Origin of the sequence: Paenarthrobacter sp. TE4293, assembly GCF_050435325.1 — a bacterium.
GTDB classification, from domain to species: domain Bacteria; phylum Actinomycetota; class Actinomycetes; order Actinomycetales; family Micrococcaceae; genus Arthrobacter; species Arthrobacter nitroguajacolicus_C.
In genome coordinates this window covers 153,180-174,968 of the sequence record NZ_JBNJRY010000008.1, presented here as the reverse complement: position 1 = coordinate 174,968, position 21,789 = coordinate 153,180, and the positions used below count along the sequence as shown (strand labels likewise).

The window sequence follows — 21,789 nt, the reverse complement described above, 5'->3', positions numbered from 1 at the left end:
GACATCATGAACGCACCAAAGCGCCCTACGTCAGGTGTGCGCCGAGTGGTGGCTGGTATTGCAGCGGCTGTCGTGGCCGCACTGGCCTTAGCGCCGGCACCGGCCATGGCAACCATGGACCCCTCGGATCCGGTAATTCACGGTGCACCGTTCGTTGGCTCAACGCTCACCCTTGAGATCGATCCGGCTTCCTACCGTGGCTGCGGCGCTGCTGCAGGTCCGGACTACCAGATCTATTGGACCCGCGACGGCGTTCGAGCCCAGGACCACCCGGCCTGGTGGACCTACACGCTCGATGAATCAGATCGCGGCACGACCATCGCCGCCCACGTCGTCGCCAGCCAGAACGGTTGCGAGCCGCTGGAAGTCTCCAGCGATGAGACTGCCCCGGTTTCCGCTTCCAACAGGGCGAACGGCTTCACCGGGCGCGGCGCCCATGAACTGCTCGCCCGCCGCGCCGACGGCACCCTCATGCTGTATCCGCGTGTAGACAACACCTGGGAAGCGGCCAGGACAGTGGGACCGGGCTGGAACGGCTTCGGAACCATCGTCTCCCCCGGCGACTTCAACGGTGATGGCGCCAATGACATCCTGGCCAAGGATTCCGCCGGCAACCTCTTCCTCTACGCGGGCACCGGCAATGGCGGCTTCCTCGCCGGACGCCAGGTGGGCAGCGGCTGGAACGCCTTCACGTCGATCGTTTCCCCCGGCGACTTCAACGGAGACGGCAGCAACGACCTCCTGGCCCGCGACGCCGGCGGTCTCCTCTATCTCTACCCCGGCAACGGCAACGGCGGCTGGCTCACCCGTTCCGTGGTGGGCAGCGGCTGGAACGTCGTCAACAAGATTGTCACGCCCGGCGATTTCAACGGCGATCACAACGTCGATGTCCTGGCCAGAGACACCGCAGGAGCCTTGCGCCTGTACAAGGGCAATGGGTCCGGCGGTTGGGCAGGTATGGCGGTGGTAGGCCAGGGTTGGGGCGGCATGTCCACCATCGGCTCTGCTGGAGACATTGACGGCAACGTGGACGTCTACGCAGTGGACGGCTCAGGCCAACTGCTTGCCTACTACGGTGACGGCGACGGCGGCTGGAATGGCGCAGGTGCCATCGGTTGGGGCTGGGGCGGATTCAACGCGGTCTTCTAAGGAATGGGGGAAAGCATGACACGTCGTTCTTCCGCACGCCCGGTGCGGCTGGGTTTTCATCTCCTCCTGGCCGCCCTTTTATGCGCCGCCCTCACCATCGCTGTTCCTTCTCCCCGCGCCACTGCGGCAGGACCTGCGCCACTGCCCACCGTGGTGACGCGGACGTCCCCCGCAACAGTGGTCCCCGGCAATACCATCTCCCTCTCTTTCACACTGAGCGGTCCCGCCCAGGAAGTGGGCTTCGCCTACGTCAACGAGGACACGTTGGAGCAGGCCATTCTTTACGGACCCGCCAGCCAAGCTCCGGGGCCCTACAGCGCCCAAGCCAAAGTGCCGGTGAATGGCAGCGCGTTCAAGCGAACGGGGAGGTACAAACTCCTGAGCGTCAACATCGTCCTACCCTCCGGGCAGGGATCCGTCCGCTATGGCCGCGACGGTAATATCCTCTTCCTCAGCCAGGGCCTCGAAGCGCCGACCCAACGGCCCGGCGCCCTCGACGCCGTCGACTTCTCCGTCAACAACCCCAACTTCCCGCTGATAGACAATCCCAATACCAAGCCCCCCGTCGTATCGGGTGTGGCCCGCTACGACCAAGTGCTCACCACGGACAACGGCACGTGGACCTACCCGCCCACCGGATTCGCTTATCAGTGGCTGCGGAACGGCCAGCCCATCCCCGGCGCGACCGTCAACAACTACCGGGTAGCTGAGGCCGATCTCGACCAGACGCTGTCAGTGAGGGTCACGGCCACGAAGGCAGGATACCGGGCTGTGCCGGCGTCCTCGCTGCCGCTCACGCCCACGTCCCCCATCACCGCGACCGCTCCGACGCTCCAAGGCAAGCTGACGGTGGGCGAGAAACTCACAGGGGTTTTCACCGAGGGCAGCGTCTCCACCGGAACAGCCGGCGGCTCCGTCAGCGTCAAGTACGAATGGGTGCGGAACGGTACCCCGATCAACGGTGCCACCACCAAAACCTATACGCTGACCGCCGCGGACCGTGGCGCCGTCGTCGGCTTCCGTGCGGTAGTCCAGGCCGGCAATCCAGCCACGGCAACGCGGCCGTTTACGGTCTTCAGCCGCACGGTGGTGCGGAACAAAGCCCACACAGCAGGTTTCGACGCCGGTGCCTCCTTGGATCTGTTCGCCCGGAACACAGCGGCGAACCTGCTCCTCTACCCGACGGACGGCGCCGGACGCTGGCAAGCAGCGAAGACGATCGGATACGGCTGGGACGGCTTTGATCTCGTGTTCAACGCCGGCGATTTCAACGGCGATGGCTTCAACGACGTACTGGCACGGGATGATGCCGGCACCCTGTTCCTCTATCCGGGCAACGGGACCGGCGGCTGGCTGCCGCGCAGGGAAGTCGGATGGGGCTGGGACATCTTTGACTCCGTCGTCGCGGCCGGTGATTTCTCGGGGGATGGCAACAACGATCTCCTGGCCAAGACTCCTGCGGGTGCGCTGGTGCTCTATCCCGGTAACGGTGCCGGCGGTTTCCGCTCCCCCGGCGCCGTTGGCCAGGGCTGGGATGCCCTCAGCCAGGTCTTTTCGCCCGGCGACTTCGACGGAGACGGCAACCCCGACGTCATGGGCCGCGACAGTGCCGGGAACCTCCGGCTCTACGGCGGCAACGGCAGCGGCGGGTGGACGACTTCCCGGGCCGTCGGTATTGGCTGGAATGTCATGACGCGCATCGGCGGCGCAGGAGATTTCAACGGTGACGGCTATAACGACGTGTGGGCCATCGACTCCGCCGGACAGCTGACCATGTACTACGGCAATGGCAGCGGCGGATGGAAAGGCGCCGGCGTGGTTGGCTGGGGCTGGGGCGGGTTCACCGCAGTGTTCTAAGCCGATTTCGGTTGAGTTTTGGGTTTGACGCACGACACAATCCGGCGAATAAAGATAATCCCATACCAATAGCTGTCCTCGCGGAGGACGGGCTGTATTCTCATCTCAATTGGCCTCGACAGGCCGCTCTGGTCTGCACCATTTGGGGGAATCTTGGGGTCTCATCCTGCTCTGCGCTTTCGTGCTGCATCCGCGGTGGTTCGCGCGCTTCTGATGACGCTTGCCGTTGTTGTGGCGGCTGTGGTGTTGACGCCCGTTTCACCCGCGGTAGCCGCCGCGCCGGTCCTCTCGACTTTCGTGCGGGTCTCACCTGCAACGGTCGACGCCGGCGCGCCAGTCACGTTCAACTTCACGACTTCCGTGGCGGTCAAGCGGGTTGAAGTTTCATTGCGAAGTGCCGCCGGGACACACACGTTGGCGTGGGCCGCTCCCGCGGGGGCCAAGGCCGGGACCGTGGCGGGCGTTGCCTCGGCTTCTTCCTGGCCAAACGGCGCGATGGAAGTCAGCTACGTGCAAGTGATTAGCCTTGCCGGTGCCTCCCAGGTCTATTACCGCGGCGGAAGCGTGTACCCACCTGGCACAGGAACCTCCCCCTTCGGTGATCCAGCAGCACAGGACTTCAAGGTCAAGAACCCGTCGCTGACCTATGTGGCACCTGTTCCTGTCTCGTTGGTTCCGACAAAGGCCACCGTTGCGCCGGGCCAGACGGCCAGCGTGCAGGTGAAGCTCTCCCAACTGGCTCAGAATGTCAGGCTGGTTTACCGTGACGCCTCCGAGGTGACTACTTTCGAGTTGGTCTGGGCAGGCAACCCCGCCCCGGGCCCGCAGACCGTCACCGCTACCGGAGCGGTCACTGCTGCCCAGGCATCCGGTAAGTACACGCTGGAGCGCGTGGAGGTTTCCTACTTCGATGGGCTGGCCAAGGACTCCTACCTCCGCGATGGCACGCTGGAACGGACGTCGCCTGTTCCGTTGGGAACCGCTGTGCGGGCAGGACTTGCTACGGGCGACTTTGCGGTGAGCAACCCTGCCAAAGTGCTGCAGAAGCTGGTCCCAACGGTGGCGCCGAGTATTTCCGGGGAGCTGGTTCCCAATACCGTCCTCAGTATCCAGCGTGGAACATGGCCGGCAGAACCAACCTTTTCGAACTTTCAGTGGTATCGGAACGGTTCGCCCATCGATTACGAAATCGAAGATCAATACCAGTCCAATATGTATTCCGACCCCGCAAACATGATCTGGGCGAAGATGTTAGTACGGGCCCCGGGCTACCTGCCTACGACTGCCGCGACCCACGCTTTCGGGCCGATGCCCCGAAGCGTCTCGATATTGAACCTGCACATCAACGGTGATGCGTCCGTGGGAGGCCATCTTTGGCTGGACCATGGCCCCGCCAGCGTGGACCCTGTCGGAGGGCAAGCGAGCTACACCTATGTCTGGAAGCGCAACGGCACCCCAATTCCTGGCGCAACGTCCCGCGATTACCGACCGAGCCTTGCCGACAAGGGCACCATCATCACAGCCGGAGTCACGGCGAGGTTCGACGCTGGCTCAACAGGCACGTCGGTGGTGGACCTGGTTGGCACACTCGCCAACAAAACACGGGGAAAGGGTTTTAACGGGGACGGCACAGGGGACATCTTCGCCAGGGATGGTGGCGGGAATCTCTGGCTGTACCCCAGCAATGGACAAGGTGGCTGGCTGACGGCGCAGAAAATAGGTCAGGGCTGGAACGGGTTCAACTCCCTTCTTTCACCGGGCGACTTCGACGGGGATGGGAACGTGGACGTCATTGCCCGCGATGGAGCAGGGCGGCTCTACCTCTACCAAGGCAACGGCCAGGGTGGTTGGCTGCGCTCGTTCCAGATCGGTCAGGGCTGGGGTTCCATGAAGGACATCGTGGCGCCGGGCGACTTCAACGGCGATGGCACCGCGGACCTTATTGCGAGGGACTCGTCCAATACCATGGTCTTCTATCCCGGGAACGGTCGCGGCGGCTTCCTAACTCCGCACGTGCTGAGCGGCGGCTGGGGCGAATTTGATACTTTCGTCTCACCGGCGTCACGGTCAATTTTTGCCCGTGACAGCCGCGGAGAGCTCAGGGCCTACGGCGGATCCGGAAACGGATACTTCTACGACAACAGTTGGACTCCAAATGCCTTCAGTGCCTATGCGGGCCACGGCTGGGAGACTTTCAGCCGCATCGGAGCACCTGGGGATTTTGACAGCGATGGGGTCCCGGAGGTGTACGGGATTCACCCGGATGGGCGATTGACCATGTTCTATGGTTTAGGCCACATCGCCTTGAAGCGTCAGGCCACCATTGGCTGGGGCTGGAACGCATTCACTGCTGTCTTCTAGGCATCAACATCATGCTGGTATTCACTTCACATCCCCGGGGGACCAATTGATCACAACCAAAGCAGCCATGCCTGGACGAAAGCGCACAGTTCGTCGGCTACTTGCCCTGCTGATGGGATTGACGATGTCAGCAGCCATGCTTGCACCCACAGCTGCACTGACGGCTGCTCCGGCGGCCGCAGCCGAGGAGCCAGTGCCGCAATTTACGTCGATCAAGCGTCTGTCTCCGGCCTCCGTAGTTCCAGGAGCCAAAGTGCAGATCAACTTCACCCTGTCGCAGCGGGCTCAAAGAGTGGTTTTCACCTATTCGGACGAGTCGTTGGTGACAAAACACGACGTCGAGTGGTCCGGAACGCCGGCCGCCGGAACTTTGGACGCAACCGGTTCGGTGACAGTCACTGGAGATGCGTTCTTCGACGGACCACACAAGCTCCAACAGGTGCGTCTAACCTACGGCTCGGAGACATGGACTTACTCCCGGAACTTCACGGGACCTTACAAGTTGCCCGTTTCGTGGGAATCCCTTGACTTCACAGTGAGCAATCCAGTCAAGGAGCTGGCACCGAACACCAACACCTCGCTTCCAACCCTTGGGATTCAAAAGGGCTCGGGGTTTGACAGATGGAATTACGAAATCAGCTACGGAGCGTGGGCGGTCCAGCCTACCTCCTACGTATTCACCTGGTACCGCGACGGTGTCCTCACTGCTTCCTATGAGGGGATAAACGGCTGGTTCGACGTCAGTCGAGGCCTTGCAGGCACGGGCTCGGGCCTGACACTGAAACTGACGGCATTGGCTGAAGGTCATCGTGCCGAAACCGTAGAGAGCAGGCCGTTTTTCCTGGCTTCGGCTGCGAGCCCGTCCGTCGTTGGTTTTCCCGCTGTAAAGGCAACCTCAAAGGCTGTATTTGACCCGACCACCATTCAAGGGTTGCCAGCAGGCGCTAAGCCGACTGTGACCTATCAGTGGCTGCTGAACTATACCGAAGCTATTCCTGGAGCGACGGGAGCCACGTACACACCTAAACCCTCGGACGCAGGCAAACAACTCGGCGTCGCGGCGATCATCAGTTACGCCGGAAGTATTGTGGGAGTATTCCGCAGCGGCAACCCCCTGCCCGTAAGGTACCAGTCGTTGGTGAGGGACTTCGACGGAGATGCGAAGCCCGATGTCTTTACCAGGAAACCGAATGGAACCCTTACCCTCTTCTCCGGAGGCTCTTACGGCGCCTTCCAGAACGGCAGCAAGGACGTGGGCTGGGGATGGGGAAGCTTCACTTCATTGATGTCTCCAGGCGACTTCGACGGAGACGGCGCCATGGACGTTATGGCCCGCGACAAGTCGGGACAGTTATGGCTGTACCGTGGAGACGGGCGCGGGGGCTGGCTTGGTTCCTCGGTCATCGGAACCGGGTGGGCCGGATTCAGTGAAATCATCCCCGCCAGTGACTTCAATGGTGACGGCACCAGCGACGTCCTGGCTCGCGACACCCAGGGTCGGCTCTTCCTTTACCCCGGCAATGGACGCGGCGGGTGGCTGGCTGCGGCACAGGTGGGCCAGGGATGGCAGGGCTTCAACAAGGTGTTCACCCCCGGTGACTTCAACGGAGACGGCGTCTCGGACTTTCTTGGGCGCGCAATGGACGGCAGGCTGCTCGCCTACTACCCGGACGGCAAGGGCGGCTGGCTATCTTCGAAGGTATTGCAGGGGAACTACGGCTCCAGCCTCTTCATGGGCGGCTTGGGCGGCTTCAACTCGTCTGATCGCTTCAATTACTTCTTTAGCGTCACCGACCAAGGTGTCTTCAAAACCGAGCAGATGACCACTGAACAATACAGCTACTACCGCCAAACTCAAGAGCCCGGAAGCGGCTGGGGCTACTTGACCGCTGTGTTCTAAACCCGTTTACCGACTATCCATCCCCGGGGGGAATCTTGAACCTTGCACTTGCCCTTCCACTGTCCAAGGCCAGCCGCCAGCAGCGCTTCCTGCGCATCGTGACCGCAACGGTGCTGGCAGCGGTCATGTCTGCTCCTTTGCTCGCTGCCCCTGCCAAGGCGGCGCTCCCCTTGAATGCCGCTGACCGCCCATCGACTACTCTGTCGACTTCGGTCCGCCAGGTTTACATGGGTCAACCTCAACTCAACGGCGACCCCACGGTGGGCGGCCTGCTCAAGGCAGAGCTCGGAGGCTACGCGCCATTTGTTATTCCGGAGGGTGGCACGCCGTCTTTCTCTTATAAATGGACCCGGGACGGCCAAACTGTCCCGGGAGCGACCGGCTCAACATATCGGGCCACCTCCGCGGACCTCGGCCGCGTGATCGCCGTTTTTGTCACAGTCTCCTACGACGCCGAATCCAGACTCACGTTGCAAGCGGACTATCCCCTGAGGATTGCCGCCAAGCCCCGCGCCAGGGGGTTCAACGGCGACGACACCCTGGACATCTTTGCCCGTGACACTGCCGGGCGTCTGCTCCTCTACCCCACAGATGGCCGGGGTAACTGGCGTTCACCCCAAGTTCTTGGGACGGGATGGAATGTTTTCAATACCCTGTTCTCTCCAGGCGACTTCGACGGCGATGGCACGGTGGACGTCATCGGCCGTGACGCACAAGGGCGGTTGTTCCTGTACCAGGGCAACGGGACCGGAGGTTGGAAGAAGGCCTTCCAAATTGGCCAGGGCTGGCAGAACTTCAGGACCGTCTCTGCGGCTGGTGACTTCAACGGCGATGGAAGCAATGACCTGATCGTTGTGGACCCGTGGTACCAAGCCATCCTCTACCCCGGCAACGGCAGGGGCGGATTCCTTCAGCCCTACGGCGTTGACACCTATTGGGTCAACAATGATCCTGTCTTCACCGTGGGTCACTTCGGCGGCAAGAACAGCCTTGGAATTGTGTCCCGCATCTACGGACGCCTCACGCTGCGCGAGGCCAGCCGGAGTGGCCGGCTGGATGGCGGCAGTTCGGATATCGGCTGGGGGTTCGATGGCTTCCCGTTCGTGGGTTCGGCGGGCGATTTCAACGGCGATGGCACCGTGGATATCTTCAGCGTTGACACCGCCGGACGACTCACCATGTACTACAACAAGGGAAGCGACTTCATGACCAGTGGACAACCCGGCATCCGTTGGTCCGGGCAATCCGTCGTCGGCTGGGGCTGGGGAGGATTCACGGCCGTCTTCTAGGCCTCACCACACGAACACGTTCTCGCCAAACCCCAGCCGGAAGCTGACGGGTTTCAGCATTAACCACTTTGCATGGCCACATCGGCCGGTCTCATCATGAGGAAATCTTGAACTCCTATTCATCACACCAGGCCAGGCCCAAGCGGCGGCCACTTCTTTCAGCCCTCACGGCGTCCCTTGTTGCCGGACTGCTTCTGGCTCCGGCAATGCCGGCACAGGCAGCGGGTCCGGCCTCCGTTCCCACCCGCGATGTGTACATCAGTGGCACCCCCCTTTTGGGCGGGGACCCGACAGTGGGGGGTCTACTCAAAGTAGATGTCTCAAATACCTTTGGCCACGTCTCACCGGAAGGCGGGTCGGCTTCCGTTTCCTACACCTGGACCCGCGATGGTGTGGTCATCCCGGGGGAAAGTGGTCCGACCTACCGTGCTTCGTCAGTTGATCTGGGACGCGTTGTGGCGGCATCTGTAACCATCAGGTACGACGCCGATTCCGTGAGCACCATTCAGGCAGCCCATCCACTCCGGGTAGCTGCCGCCGCCCGCGCCCGCGGCTTCAACGGAGATGGCACACTGGACATCTTCGCCAGGGACGGATCAGGCCGACTGCTTCTTTACCCCACCGATGGGCGGGGCAACTGGCAGGCACCACAGGTCATCGGGTGGGGTTGGAACAGTTTCAACCTTCTGATTTCCCCCGGGGACTTTGACGGCGATGGCACCGTCGACGTCGTGGCCCGTGATGCTCAAGGGAGGCTCTTCCTCTACCAAGGAAACGGTTCGGGAGGCTGGAAGAAGGCACGGCAAATAGGTCAGGGATGGCAGGGATTCACGGATCTCATCACTCCCGGCGACTTCAACGGAGACGGCACCAACGACATTCTCGCCAAAGATTCAGCAGGCAACCTGGTGTTGTATCCAGGCAACGGTCAGGGTGGTTGGCTTACACCGACGCGGATTGGGCAAGGATGGGAACGCTACTACGCCGTGGGTGCCGGACACTTTATCGGGACAGCTGACCTTGTTGTTCTCACCCGCCCGTTCTGGGGGAACTTGGAGGTTCGTACCACCCACCGCAACGGGTGGTTCGAAGAATACGGCATGCCCGGCGGATTTGCCGGCTCCATCGGGTGGGGCTGGGAATCAATGGCCCGTATAGGTGCAGCCGGTGACTTCAACGGCGATGGGGATTCCGACGTTTACGGGATCGACAACGCAGGTCGGCTGACCATGTATCTGGGTGACCCTTCCGGCTACAAGACGTGGGGAATTGCGGGATACCGTTGGAAAGGATCTTCCGTCGTCGGCTGGGGCTGGGGAGGATTCACGGCCGTCTTCTAGGCCTAGTCGACGCTCTTGATCTTCACTACGAACACGGCACCCAGCAGGCCGATGACGGCGGCGGCTATGTACAGGGAGATGTAGCCGCCCCAGTATGCGACAAACGGGAACGCGATCAGTGGCGCTACCACCTGGGGCAGCGAGTTCGCGATGTTGATAATGCCCAGGTCCCGGCCTCGGTCCAGTGCTGTAGGCAGGACCTGGGTGATCAGCGCGAAGTCCACGGCAAGATAGGCTCCGAATCCGATTCCGAGCACAAGTGCTCCAGCAAGTCCTCCGATCCATGTGGGTGCAAAGGCGAGGATCAGTGACGCTACAGCGATGATGACGGACGACGCGATCACCAACGGCTTCCGTTTACCCATCCTGTCGCTCAACCGCCCGCCCACGACGCTGGTGATGATCACCGTTACGGCATACAGGCCGGTGAGAATGAGAACGCCAAGCTCGGGCTTGATTCCCTCGGTTTCCTCAAGGTGCACGGCGTCGCTGAGGAAGAAGAGCAAATACAACGTGACCATGTGATTACCAGTGCTGACCAGCAGCCGGGTCAGCCAGGCCCAGGCAAAGTCGGGGTAGCGTTTCGGTGAAACCCAAAAACCCTTGAGGAAGTCCTTCAGTTTGAAAGGGGGACGACCCGATCGCGGCAGCGGCTGGTCGTCGCTCTTGAAAAGATAAACAACGACGCCGGCCAGCAACGCTGCTGCGCACACCCAGTAACCGGCTGCGAAGTTACCGGCCACTACAGCTGCGATCACCGCGCCAACGAGGATACCCACCGTCTGGCCCATGGCCGCCAACCCGCCAACGGTTCCGCGCTGGGGCACCGGTACACGGTCTGGCACGGCCGCCGTAATCGCCGAGTACATGGCGTTGGCTCCTGCCTGTACAAGGCACCACAGCAAGGTCATGACGGCTACGTTGGGAGCGCCTGCCAGGGCAACCAGCGCCACGGCTCCAAGAATGGCGCCCATCAGAACCCACGGCACACGTCGGCCGAACCGTGACGTAGTGCGGTCGCTGAAGGCACCGAACAAGGGGTTCGCCACCATCGAAACAGCCGCACCACACCCGGTGACCAATGCCAGGATCGCCTCCTTCTGGCCCTCATCAAAGTGGGCTGCCTGTTGGCCCAGCAATACTTGGAGGGGGCCGAAGAAGGCGGCGTTGATGCCCAGGTTGACCAGCACAACTCCGGTGACCCACAGCGGACGCACTCGTACCACCGGTTCAGCAAGGGCCGTGGTGGCTGCGCCGTGGGCGACGGCTGGATCCGGCACCGGACCCGGCAGGTCGGACAAGCTCATGGCAGGTTCCCCCTCATTTGGATGTTCGGATTCAGCCTAGCGCGGCGGAACGGCACTCAACCGCCGTCGGGCCTTTTATCCACATAGGCCGCTACAAGCACGGCTCCGCCCCCATGTCAGCGTTAGTGTGGCCTCAAAGCGATAGGAGAAGTTCAGTGAGCGAGCAAATCAATACCGCCGACCTCTACGACGAGCGTGGCGAGGAACTGGAATCCATAGCCGTTCAGTTTCACAACCTGGGTGGGCGCACCCACTTCCACGGACCTGTCCGCACTATTAGGTGCTTTGAAGACAATGCGCTGGTGAAGACCGTCCTCAACACCCCCGGTGACGGAGCCGTTCTGGTCATTGATGGACAGGCGTCCCTTCGCACCGCACTCATGGGCGACCTGATTGCAGCGAGCGCTGTAGCCAATGGCTGGTCCGGCGTGGTGATCAACGGTGCCATCCGGGACCGGGAAGCGATTGCGCGCCTGCCCCTTGGCGTCAAGGCCCTGGGCAGCAACCCAAAGAAGAGCGCCAAGACAGGCGTCGGTGAGGTGGACGTGGAACTCGTGATCGATCGCGTCCGGATCCAGCCCGGCGTGATGATCTACTGCGACCCGGACGGCATCCTGATAGAGCGCTGACTCTTCCGCGGGAGCCGACTTAGAGGGAAAGTGGAAGAAATATTCTCCCCTCGGGAATCAACCGGGCAGTAAGATAGTTACTGAAAGCAACTATCCTGCTTAATCCACTTTTCTGCCACCTCTGGAGAAGATATGTCCAAAACCACGCCCGTCCGGGCCGCCGGGGAGGTCCTGACCCACCGTCAGACCCTTACCGTCATGGTGGGACTCATGCTCGGCATGTTCCTGTCATCGTTGGACCAGACCATCGTGTCTACGTCCATCTACACCATCGCGAACGATCTCGACGGCCTCTCGCTCCAAGCGTGGGCCACCACGGCGTACCTCATCACCTCAACGGTAAGCACCCCGCTGTACGGCAAGCTCAGCGACATTTTCGGTCGGCGCCCGCTGTACCTTGTGGCCATCGTGATCTTCCTGGCTGGCTCGCTGTACGCGGGGTCGGTCCACTCCATGACCGAACTGGCGATTGCCCGCGGCATCCAGGGCCTCGGTGCCGGTGGTCTGCTTGCCCTGGCGCTGACCATCATCGGCGACATCGTCGCGTTGAAGGACAGGGCCAAGTACCAGGGCTACTTCATGTCGGTGTTCGGCATTTCTTCCGTGCTGGGTCCGGTGATCGGTGGCGCCTTCGCAGGTTCGTCCAACATCTTGGGCTTTGACGGCTGGCGCTGGGTCTTCTTCATCAACCTGCCCATCGGATTGGCTGCCCTTGTAGTGGTCTTCCTGTACCTGCACCTGCCGGCCAGGCATGTAAAGCAAAAGATCGACTATTGGGGTGCTGCGGCGATTACCCTGGCCATTGTGCCGCTGCTGTTGGTGGCAGAACAGGGCCGCACCTGGGGCTGGTCATCCGCCGGGTCGTGGCTTTGCTACGGACTGGGCGTCATTGGCATCGTGGCGTTCCTGCTCGCCGAAAAGCGCGCCGGCGATTACGCCCTGATTCCCTTGCGGCTCTTCAAGAACACAACGTTCGGCCTTTCTTCTTTGCTGAACTTCATCATCGGCATCGGCATGTTTGGCGCCATCGCCATGCTGCCTATGTACTTGCAGCTGGTCAAGGGCCTGACACCCACTGAGGCAGGTCTGATGATGATCACGTTTACCGTGGGCATCCTGTTCGGTTCCATCTCTGCCGGCCGCACGATCTCGTCGTCGGGCGTCTACAGAATCTTCCCCATCCTCGGCACGGCCATCCTGGCAGGCGCAGCTACCGTCATGGGGCTTGTTCTGGGAGTCGATACCGGTTTGTGGGTCCCCGGTCTGATCGCTGTCTTCTTCGGCGTGGGTTTGGGCTTCTGCATGCAGCCCCTCACGCTCGCCATGCAGGTTTCGGTTCCGCCGAAGGACATGGGCGTCGGCACCTCCACGGCTGCGTTCTTCCGCTCCATGGGTGGCGCAGTGGGCACCGCGGTGTTCATCTCGATGCTGTTCAGCACCGCAGCTGACAAGATCGCCGACGGCATGAAGACGGCAGCATCCAGCCCGGACTACCAGGCCGTGATGGAGGACCCGGCTGTGGCATCCGACCCCGCCAACGCCAAGCTCTTCGACTTCTTCAAGAACGGCGCCAACAACGAGTCCCTGAATGACACCAGTTGGCTCCACTCGGCCAACAGCACGCTGACACGGCCTATTACCGAGGGCTTTGCCCAGGCGATCGACGTTGTGATGCTCACTGCGGCCGGACTCATGATCCTTGCCTTCCTGATCAGCTTCGCACTGCCGAACAAGAAGCTCACCGATCCGAAGGCAGCAGCCAAGGAGTCGGTGCCGGCCCACTGACGGCCGGACAGAAAGAGCCTGCTCGTAAGGAGTTGGCTCAAATGGGCCTGGTTAATAGCAGTTGATTCAAGAAACGGCAGGCAGTCTTCGGACCGCCTGCCGTTTGCTTTGGACCGTGATGCCGGCCAACTCGTCCGCAATGTCTCCTATTACGAAGCCTTCATCAGTTCGATGGCCTGCTCCAGATCACCGCGAAGATCCCGGTCGTGTACCTCGGAAGGCAGAGTAAAGCCTGCCTGCATCATGGCGCACAGCCTGGGGCTGTGGAACTCCTCTGGACGCCGCCCCTGCAAGCGCAAGGCCCGGGAAGCACAGACGAGTTCGACGGCGGCGACGGCGGCAAGTGCGTCCGCCGTCGACTCCAACTGCGCGGTGGCCACGCTTGCAAAGCTGGCATCCTCCTCGGCCCCGAGCGACAGCACCACGGTTTGCAGACTCACCGGCTGGGCGCCGGCCCTAATCCGTCCGACGGCGGCAGCCGCCACATACTCGAGCATCATCACCCCCGACTGACCTGAACCGTCCTCCGCCAGGAACGGGTGCAGGCCCGTGTACTTGGTATCGCACAGGAGGCCGATCCTCCGCAGGTGGGTTGCACACGCCGCGCCGATGGCAAGCTCCAACGTATCCAGACGGCGGGCGAGGTTGGTCATCTGGAAGAGCCCATGGTGGGCCACATCGTTCGTACCGTCGGACGGGGTGCCGTGGACGAGCGGATTCTCATTGCCTGCTGTCACAAGGCGACTCAGCAGAGCACCCAAGGCAGCGAGTTCCTCTGCTTGGGAGCCGAAGACCTGTGGCAGAGTCCTCAAGCAATACGGGTCTTGGATTCGGGCGGGCTGAGTGCTGCCTTGGACCATGGCATGAAGGGTGCGGGCTGCGTCTGCTACTGCGGACGTGTCGGCAGCGGCCGCAACGGCAGGGCTCAGGGCCTCGGAGTTGCCGGACATCGCGATGAAGGACAGTGCGGCCACCGACGTTGCCTTGTCGATAAGGCTCGACAGTTTTTGTTGAGCCAGGATCGCTTGACCAATAGTGAGTGCACTGGAACTGATAAAGGGCAGAGCATCGGCAGTGGCCCACTCTGTCAGGCGAACCGGTACCTCACCGCCGCCCAACGGCGGACGTTCGCCCAGCATCGTCAGCGCCGTCCCGGCGAGGGCCTGCAGGTCAGCAGTTCCTATGCCACCGAACTCCCGGACCTCAGGAACTACCTCGGAGTTGATGAGGTCCGCCAACGCTACGGCAATGGCGGGGTTGATTCCGGATCCGCCAGCGGCCAGTTGGCTGAGCCTGACGACCAGCATTGCACGGACGGTCCTGCGGTCCAGCGGCTTGCCCGCATCCACTGCGTGGCTACGCAAAAGCTTCAGCCCGTGGGTGTCCCCTCCGTCGGCTTCCGTCAGGGAAACTGTCCGGTTTGCGCCGACGCCCGTTGATCGGCCGTAGACCGGACGACGCAGGGCTGTAGCCACTGCGGACTTCCGGGATTCGTCCATTCGAGCCATTGCCTCCGGGGCCAACGAGACGTCTTCGCCGTCGGCTACCGCCACGACGTCCGCCAAGTCCAGCGTCAAGCCATCGATCACAACCATAAACCGGTCCTTTCCATCAGTCTCCGGCACTAATCAGTTTCCGGCGCAGTGCAGTAGAAGCAGTTCTCCGGACAAGATAACCGGGTCTGTCCTACGCCTGCCGGGGCTCGGTATGAATATTCATCCCCAGCAGGAGCAGGAGTGGCCGTATCAGGTTGGAGAGCCCGGTGTGCGAGTTGTTTCGTCATCGTCCACCAGGGGTCAACTGAAACCCGTCTCCTGTGTGAAACAGCTTGCGAATCCCCGTCCTGGAGCGGATCCACAGGATTGTTCCATCGGCCGTTCTATCATCTACAGTCCCTCTGAACGGGTTGTGGCCGCGTTTTGTCATGGTCACCTGCGCTCCGATGACGACTGATGCCCACATTCCCGGACTTTCCCTGTCCATGGTGCGTTTCCTCGCTCTCAGAGAGGTGTGCTGAATGTTTTGAGTCCTGATGCCCTGGTTGCCCCTGGACGGCTATGCAGGAGTCCACTCTGCCTAGCCGTCCAAGGTTTTCCTTTGGGATTGCTGCTATTTTGAGGCGCTGCTAGCGCGCGCTGGCTGCCTCGTTCATGGGGATGCGGACGCCGCGTTCGTTGGCGACGTCGACGGCGCGGTCGTAACCGGCGTCGACGTGGCGGATGACGCCCATGCCGGGGTCGTTGGTCAGGAGTCGTTCCAGTTTTTGGGCTGCCAGTTCAGTGCCGTCAGCGACGGAGACCTGGCCAGTGTGGATGGACCGGCCAATACCGACACCACCACCGTGGTGGATGGAGACCCAAGTAGCGCCCGAGGATGCCGCGGTCAGGGCGTTCAGCAACGGCCAGTCAGCGACCGCGTCCGAGCCGTCCTTCATCGACTCGGTCTCCCGGTACGGAGACGCGACCGAACCGGAGTCCAGGTGGTCACGGCCGATCACGATCGGAGCCTTGACCTTGCCCTCAGCAACGAGCTGGTTGAACAACAACCCGGCCTTGGCCCGCTCACCGTACCCGAGCCAGCAAATACGGGCCGGCAGGCCCTCGAACTCCACCCGCTCGGCCGCAGCGTCGATCCACTTATGCAGGTGCTTGTTCTCCGGGAACAACTCCTTGATCGCTTCATCAGTGACCCGGATGTCCTCCGGATCACCCGACAGGGCAACCCAACGGAACGGGCCCAGCCCCTCGCAGAACAAAGGTCGAATGTACGCCGGGACGAACCCGGGGAACTCAAACGCCCGGTCATACCCGCCCTTGCGGGCCTCGTCACGGATCGAGTTGCCGTAATCGAACACCTCAGCGCCGGCATCCTGGAACTCCACCATCGCCTGGACCTGCCGGGCCATGGACGCCTGCGCCTTCTTCGTGAACCCTTCCGGATCCGCCGCGGCTTCAGCATGCCACTCGGCCACGGTGATGCCCTCGGGCAGGTACGACAACGGATCATGGGCACTGGTCTGGTCGGTGACCACATCAATGGTCAGCTCGCCGGCCTTGTGGCGGCGCAGCAACTCCGGGAAGACCTCCGCGGCGTTGCCCACATACCCCACCGACCAGCCACGACGCTCATCCTTCGCAGCCTGGACCTTCGCGATCGCAGTATCCAAATCGGTTTCGACCTCATCCAGATACCGCTTCCCCACCCGCCGACGCAGACGCGACTCGTCCACATCAACAATCAAGCAGGCACCATCATTCAACGTCACCGCCAAAGGCTGCGCCCCGCCCATACCACCACACCCACCAGTCAAGGTCAGGGTCCCGGCCAACGGCCCCTCAGTCGAACCCTCAACGGCAGGCGCAGGGTGCCGACCGGTGCTCTGCCTGGCGGCAGCGAGCTTGTTCCCGACCGCGGCAAACGTTTCATACGTGCCCTGCAGGATGCCCTGGGTACCAATGTAGATCCAGGAACCGGCCGTCATCTGGCCGTACATCATCAAACCCTCAGCCTCGAGCCGGCGGAACTCAGGCCACGTCGCCCAATCCCCCACCAGATTCGAATTCGCCAACAACACCCGCGGCGCCCACTCGTGGGTGCGGAACACACCCACCGGCTTCCCCGACTGCACCAGCAAGGTCTCGTCCTTCTCCATCGTTTCCAGCGTCCGGGTAATCGCATCAAACGCAGCCCACGAGCGCGCCGCACGGCCGGTACCACCGTAAACAACCAGATCGCCCGGACGCTCAGCCACCTCCGGATCCAGGTTGTTCATCAACATACGCAACGGCGCTTCGGTCTGCCACGACTTAGCAGTGAGCTCAGTACCCCGCGCGGCCTTAACCGGACGGGCACCTGTAGTGAAATCGGCAGTCATTCTTTACTCCTCTAAAGCAATCGGCCACAAACCAGCGGGATCAGCCCAGGTTCTTGGTCTTGAGCCATTCCTTGGCGATTTCGCCAATATCCTCGAACTTGGCCACACGGCCGTTCATCTTGATCAGGTCCTCAGTAGTAAGCGCTGCAGAAACCTTGTCCAGGGTTTCCTTGACGGTGTCCGTGGACTTCTTCTGGTTGATAACGGGGACAATGTTCTCCGACAGGAAGAGGTTCTTGTTGTCCTCAAGTGCCACCAGGTTGTTCTCTGCCAGCGCCGGATCCGTGCTGAAGAGGTCCGCTACCTGTACCTGACCGGAAAGGAGGGCGTTCAACGTGAGCGGCCCACCGGCGTCGAGCGCTGAGAATTCCTTGAACTCAAGGTTGTAGACGGACTTCAGGCCTGCGACGCCGTTGAGGCGGGTCTTCCACTCCGGCGGACCGCCGAGCACCAGCTCCTTGGCGACGGGCTGGAGATCTTCGATGGTCTTCAGCTTGTACTGATCAGCGATGTCCTTCTTGACCGCCAGGACATCCTTGTCCTGGGCATTGGAGGCCTCCAGGACGCTGAGGCCGGCCGGGATCTTGGTGGTCAGTTCCTTTGCCACTTCTTCTGAGGAGACTGCCTTGGTGGCGGAGTCGAGGTACTGCAGGAGAGCACCGCCGTATTCCGGCATGAGGTCGATGGAACCGTCCTTGAGTGCGGGAATGGTGACCTCGCGGCTGCCGATGCTCGGCTTCTCGGTGACCTCGACGCCCTTGGCCTTCAGTGCCTCGGCGTAGATCTTGGCGATCAGCTGGCTCTCCGGGAAGTCCGCGGAACCGACGATGATGCTGTCGCTCGAGGCTCCTGCTGCGGCTGTGTTGGACGTGCTCATGGGGTCCCCGCCGCCGCAGGCGCTCAGGGTGATGGCAGCGACGGCCGCCAGGGTGAATCCGGTGAGGTACTTCTTCATGTCAACTCTCCTGGAATGGGCGCTGCAGGGCATGCAGCGGCCAGGTGGGGGTGGGTGGGAGGTGAATCCTGCGCGCCGGATTGCCGGCGCCGGGTGTTGATTAGACCGTGACGGGGGTCTTCACGGGTTCGGCCTCAGGAGCCGACTTGATGGTGCGCCGGGTCAGTCCTGGTGAGACAACGCGGCGGGTGATGAAGGCGAGGAGTTGGTCGAAGAACAGGGCCAACAAGGCAACGAGGACGGCGCCTGCAACCATCTGGCCGTAGTCATTCTGGGCCTTGCCATCAATCAGGAGACGGCCGAGGCCGCCGAGCGAAATGTAGGCGGCAATGGTCGCCGTCGAGATGATTTGCAGCAGGGCGCTGCGGATACCGGACAAAACCAGCGGAAGTGAACAAGGAAGCTGGACGTCCGTGAGGATCTTCATGGTGCGGAAGCCCATGCCTTTGGCGGCGTCGACGGCGGCAGCATCCACTGCGCGAACGCCGGCATAGGTGTTGGTCAGGATAGGCGGAACTGCCAGCAGTACCAGCACGATAAGGCTGGGAAGGACATAGCCCATGCGGGACGGGAACGCGGGTGAGATGAGCAGGACCAACAGGATCAGCAGGCCGACGCTGGGAAGTGCCCGGAGGGCGTTGGCAAGTCCGGCGATCATGAACACGCCCTTGCCTGTCACGCCGATGTAGATGCCCAGCGGCACGGCAATGACGGCTGCAATGGCCAGTGCGATGAGGGAGTAGAGGAGATGCTCGGCGATCAGCGTAGGGATGCCGTCGGCGCCGCTCCAATGTGCGGGGTCGAACAAGTAGTTCACGATGCCACCACCTTGGGGGTCCACGGTGTCAGCCACCGGTTGATGAGGATGATCAGCCCGTCCAGGATCATGGCCAGAACCACGCAGAGCACGATGCCTGCAATGATCGGCGTGTAGAAACGGAGCTGGAAACCCTGTGTAAAGAGGGAGCCGAGCTGTGGAATGCCCAGCAGGGCCGCCACCGAGACCAGGCTGACATTGGAGACCGCAGCAACGCGCAGCCCGGCGCAAATGACCGGGACACCTACGGGAAGTTCAACCTTCAATAGGCTCTGGTAGCCGCGGTAACCCATGGCTTTGGCGGCTTGAACGGTGTCCTCGGGCACGGAATCCAGGGCATCGGCCACCACACGGACCAGCAGCGCCACGGTGTAAATGGTGAGGGCAGCAACGATATTGAGCGGGTCCAGGATCTTGGTGCCAAGGACCAGCGGCAGCAGCACGAACAACGCCAAGGACGGAACGGTATAAAGCAGGCCGGCCACGCCTACCAGCAGTGGGTAGATGCGACGACTGCGGTGTGCCCACCAGCCCAGGGGCAGTGCGATGAGCAGCCCCAGGATCAGCGGGGTAACGGCCAGCAGGACATGCCAGCCGAGCAGGAAAACGATGTTGTCGAACTGACGGCCCAGCCATTCGAAGTTCATCGGACCGTCTCCAGGTGTGGTTCCGCCTCAATGGCCTTGACCACGTCCGTGGCAGACACAGTACCAATCAGCTCTCCGTGCTCGTTGACCACAACGCCACGACGGCTGGGAGAGGAGAGGGCAGCATCGAGCAGTTGGCGCATGGTTCCTGACGCTGCTGCCGGGATGCCACTGAGGTTGAGATTTTCGCGCTTCACCTCACCATTGAGAAGCTCCGGCTGAGCCCAACCGAGAGGCTTCCTGCCGCCGTCGACCACCAACACCCAAGCACCAAGCGCCCTGGCGCGGGCCTCGTCAGCGGAAGCGCCGAGCTGAACCACAGCTTCTTCGCTGATGGCTACAGTGCCGGCCGTTTTGGTAAACCCGAGCGAGCGGTAGCCGCGGTCACGGCCTACGAAGTCAGCCACGAACTCATCTGCGGGTGCGGTCAGCAGCTCGGACGGGGACGCCATCTGCGCAAGCTTGCCGCCCACGCGCATCACGGCAACCTGGTCGCCAAGCTTGAGGGCCTCGTCGATATCGTGGGTGACCATGATGATGGTCTTGCCGATTTCCCGTTGCAGCCGGAGGAATTCCTCCTGGAGCTGCGCACGCACTACCGGGTCCACAGCGCTGAAAGGCTCGTCCATGAGCATGAACGCAGGGTCAGATGCGAGCGCACGGGCCACACCCACGCGCTGCTGCTGGCCGCCGGACAGCTGCCAGGGATAACGCTTGGCGAAGCTCGCGGGCAACCCGACGCGCTCCATCAGTTCGAGTGCCTTGGTCCGGGCCTTCTGCCGGCTTTCGCCGAGGAGGATCGGCATGGTGGACACGTTGTCCACGATGGTCTTGTGCGGGAAGAGCCCTGCGTGCTGGATGACGTAACCGATCCTGCGGCGGAGCAACGCTGCATCCATGCCGGAGGTGGGCTGGTCATCCAGGTAGATGGTGCCGCTGGTGGGTTCGATGAGGCGGTTGATCATCCTCAGGGAGGTGGTCTTGCCGCAGCCGGAAGGACCAACAAGGATGGTCAGCTTTCCGGTAGGGGCCTCCAGGTTGAGGCCGTCGACTGCCACCGTACCGTCAGGGTAGGCCTTGGTGACATTTTCAAATTTGATCATTTCTTTTCCATGCTTTCCTGGGGCACTTCATGGTTTCCGTCGGGGTCCACGAGGATGTTGTCGGCTACCTTCACCAGTTCCTCGCCAAATGTCTGGGCCTTCGCCTCGTCCAAGCGGTAGCTGGGCACCACAATGCTGAGGGCTGCCACGGTTCGGCCGCCGATCACAATGGGTGCGGCGACGGCTGTGATGTCGTCTTCAACGCCGCTCCGCACGATGGCGTAACCGCGGCCGTTCTGCCCGCAGGTGAGAACCTTGCCGGCGGCGGAGCCTTCCAGCGGGATGCTCCTGCCGACCCAGCTGGTGTGCCGGACAGAGCGGGTACCTTCGACGATGGCAATGTAGATCCCGGTTTCCCCAGGACCGGGGATACTCAAGTAGCAGGACTCGCCCGTGTCAGCCACAAGCCGCTTCATGTGCGGTGTGCACAGCGACACCAATGATTCCTGTCCCAATGCCAGCGCTCCCAGCTGGATGACGCTGGCGCCCGGGCGGAAGTTGCCGCCGGGATCCCGCGTCACGAAGCCGCTGCCTTCAAGGGTGCGAAGGAGGCGGAGCGCTGTGCTGGCGGACAGATCGACCACCCGCGCTGCATCACTGAGGCTGATGGAGCCGTCAGTGCAGACTGCGCTGAGGAGGGCCAACGCCCTCTCGACTGTTCGGGTGGAAGAATCCGCTGCCACTGCCTGACCTGCTTTCAAGTGGTCTACATCACCATGTCTTGCCACTTAGTAAAAATCAATTTTCACCAAATGGCAAGACTTTTTTGGAAGATT

16 protein-coding genes are annotated in these 21,789 nt (G+C 62.0%); 8 read left to right on the top strand and 8 right to left on the bottom strand.

The window, feature by feature from the left end; all coding sequences use genetic code 11:
• The first annotated feature begins 6 nt into the window (after positions 1-6).
• The 6 genes from QF015_RS17000 to QF015_RS16975 all read left to right on the top strand — a co-directional run bounded on the left by QF015_RS17000 (position 7) and on the right by QF015_RS16975 (position 9,896).
• Positions 7-1,149: an FG-GAP repeat domain-containing protein gene (locus tag QF015_RS17000; RefSeq protein ID WP_429390246.1), complete on the top strand. Its 1,143-nt coding sequence runs from the start codon at positions 7-9 to the stop codon at positions 1,147-1,149.
• A gap of 15 nt (positions 1,150-1,164) precedes the next feature.
• Positions 1,165-3,006 carry an FG-GAP-like repeat-containing protein gene (locus tag QF015_RS16995; protein WP_429390245.1) on the top strand — a complete coding sequence of 614 codons (1,842 nt, stop codon included), beginning with the start codon at positions 1,165-1,167 and terminating at the stop codon, positions 3,004-3,006.
• A 213-nt stretch (positions 3,007-3,219) separates the two neighbouring features.
• Positions 3,220-5,367 carry an FG-GAP-like repeat-containing protein gene (locus QF015_RS16990; protein WP_429390244.1) on the top strand — a complete coding sequence of 716 codons (2,148 nt, stop codon included), beginning with the start codon at positions 3,220-3,222 and terminating at the stop codon, positions 5,365-5,367.
• A 124-nt stretch (positions 5,368-5,491) separates the two neighbouring features.
• A complete protein-coding gene (locus tag QF015_RS16985) occupies positions 5,492-7,267 on the top strand; it encodes an FG-GAP-like repeat-containing protein (RefSeq protein WP_429390243.1) in 1,776 nt (591 codons plus the stop codon).
• 35 nt (positions 7,268-7,302) lie between these two features.
• Positions 7,303-8,556 (top strand): FG-GAP-like repeat-containing protein, encoded by a 1,254-nt coding sequence (locus tag QF015_RS16980; RefSeq protein ID WP_429390242.1) that lies wholly within the window; start codon positions 7,303-7,305, stop codon positions 8,554-8,556.
• Positions 8,557-9,011: 455 nt separating this feature from the next.
• A complete protein-coding gene (locus tag QF015_RS16975) occupies positions 9,012-9,896 on the top strand; it encodes an FG-GAP repeat domain-containing protein (protein ID WP_429390241.1) in 885 nt (294 codons plus the stop codon).
• Positions 9,897-9,898: 2 nt separating this feature from the next.
• On the opposite strand, the gene QF015_RS16970 is transcribed toward QF015_RS16975, so the two are convergent.
• On the bottom strand, positions 9,899-11,203 hold the full coding sequence (locus tag QF015_RS16970; protein WP_429390240.1) for an MFS transporter: 1,305 nt from the start codon (positions 11,201-11,203) through the stop codon (positions 9,899-9,901).
• Between the two features lie 155 nt (positions 11,204-11,358).
• Between QF015_RS16970 and rraA the strand changes: the two genes are divergently transcribed.
• The gene (gene rraA, locus QF015_RS16965; protein WP_310207315.1) at positions 11,359-11,832 is read left to right on the top strand and encodes a ribonuclease E activity regulator RraA; all 474 of its coding nucleotides are present in this window, start codon (positions 11,359-11,361) and stop codon (positions 11,830-11,832) included.
• 132 nt (positions 11,833-11,964) lie between these two features.
• Positions 11,965-13,617 (top strand): MDR family MFS transporter, encoded by a 1,653-nt coding sequence (locus QF015_RS16960; protein ID WP_429390239.1) that lies wholly within the window; start codon positions 11,965-11,967, stop codon positions 13,615-13,617.
• Positions 13,618-13,766: 149 nt separating this feature from the next.
• On the opposite strand, the gene QF015_RS16955 is transcribed toward QF015_RS16960, so the two are convergent.
• The 7 genes from QF015_RS16955 to QF015_RS16925 all read right to left on the bottom strand — a co-directional run bounded on the left by QF015_RS16955 (position 13,767) and on the right by QF015_RS16925 (position 21,741).
• Positions 13,767-15,212, bottom strand: a complete 1,446-nt coding sequence (locus tag QF015_RS16955; protein ID WP_310207322.1) for an aromatic amino acid lyase — start codon at positions 15,210-15,212, stop codon at positions 13,767-13,769.
• Between the two features lie 530 nt (positions 15,213-15,742).
• Positions 15,743-17,491: a urocanate hydratase gene (locus tag QF015_RS16950; protein WP_429390238.1), complete on the bottom strand. Its 1,749-nt coding sequence runs from the start codon at positions 17,489-17,491 to the stop codon at positions 15,743-15,745.
• A 40-nt stretch (positions 17,492-17,531) separates the two neighbouring features.
• Positions 17,532-18,446 carry an ABC transporter substrate-binding protein gene (locus tag QF015_RS16945; protein ID WP_429390237.1) on the bottom strand — a complete coding sequence of 305 codons (915 nt, stop codon included), beginning with the start codon at positions 18,444-18,446 and terminating at the stop codon, positions 17,532-17,534.
• A 100-nt stretch (positions 18,447-18,546) separates the two neighbouring features.
• Positions 18,547-19,299, bottom strand: coding sequence for an ABC transporter permease (locus QF015_RS16940; RefSeq protein WP_429390236.1), 753 nt, complete (start codon positions 19,297-19,299; stop codon positions 18,547-18,549).
• Positions 19,260-19,910 carry an ABC transporter permease gene (locus QF015_RS16935; RefSeq protein WP_014923069.1) on the bottom strand — a complete coding sequence of 217 codons (651 nt, stop codon included), beginning with the start codon at positions 19,908-19,910 and terminating at the stop codon, positions 19,260-19,262. The genes QF015_RS16940 and QF015_RS16935 overlap by 40 nt, the downstream gene beginning before the upstream one ends.
• Positions 19,907-21,013, bottom strand: a complete 1,107-nt coding sequence (locus QF015_RS16930) for an ATP-binding cassette domain-containing protein (protein ID WP_429390235.1) — start codon at positions 21,011-21,013, stop codon at positions 19,907-19,909. Before QF015_RS16930 ends, QF015_RS16935 begins: the two co-directional genes overlap by 4 nt.
• Entirely contained in the window at positions 21,010-21,741 is a 732-nt protein-coding gene (locus QF015_RS16925; protein WP_429390234.1) for an IclR family transcriptional regulator, read from the bottom strand. The genes QF015_RS16930 and QF015_RS16925 overlap by 4 nt, the downstream gene beginning before the upstream one ends.
• Positions 21,742-21,789: the final 48 nt, after the last annotated feature.

Bases quoted from the DNA above. Each gene is read 5' to 3' on its own strand.
- QF015_RS17000 (WP_429390246.1), top strand. From the start codon at position 7: ATGAACGCACCAAAGCGCCCTACGTCAGGTGTGCGCCGAGTGGTGGCT.
- QF015_RS16995 (WP_429390245.1), top strand. From the start codon at position 1,165: ATGACACGTCGTTCTTCCGCACGCCCGGTGCGGCTGGGTTTTCATCTC.
- QF015_RS16990 (WP_429390244.1), top strand. From the start codon at position 3,220: ATGACGCTTGCCGTTGTTGTGGCGGCTGTGGTGTTGACGCCCGTTTCA.
- QF015_RS16985 (WP_429390243.1), top strand. From the start codon at position 5,492: ATGTCAGCAGCCATGCTTGCACCCACAGCTGCACTGACGGCTGCTCCG.
- QF015_RS16970 (WP_429390240.1), bottom strand. From the start codon at position 11,203: ATGAGCTTGTCCGACCTGCCGGGTCCGGTGCCGGATCCAGCCGTCGCC.
- QF015_RS16960 (WP_429390239.1), top strand. From the start codon at position 11,965: ATGTCCAAAACCACGCCCGTCCGGGCCGCCGGGGAGGTCCTGACCCAC.
- QF015_RS16955 (WP_310207322.1), bottom strand. From the start codon at position 15,212: ATGGTTGTGATCGATGGCTTGACGCTGGACTTGGCGGACGTCGTGGCG.
- QF015_RS16950 (WP_429390238.1), bottom strand. From the start codon at position 17,491: ATGACTGCCGATTTCACTACAGGTGCCCGTCCGGTTAAGGCCGCGCGG.
- QF015_RS16945 (WP_429390237.1), bottom strand. From the start codon at position 18,446: ATGAAGAAGTACCTCACCGGATTCACCCTGGCGGCCGTCGCTGCCATC.
- QF015_RS16935 (WP_014923069.1), bottom strand. From the start codon at position 19,910: ATGAACTTCGAATGGCTGGGCCGTCAGTTCGACAACATCGTTTTCCTG.
- QF015_RS16930 (WP_429390235.1), bottom strand. From the start codon at position 21,013: ATGATCAAATTTGAAAATGTCACCAAGGCCTACCCTGACGGTACGGTG.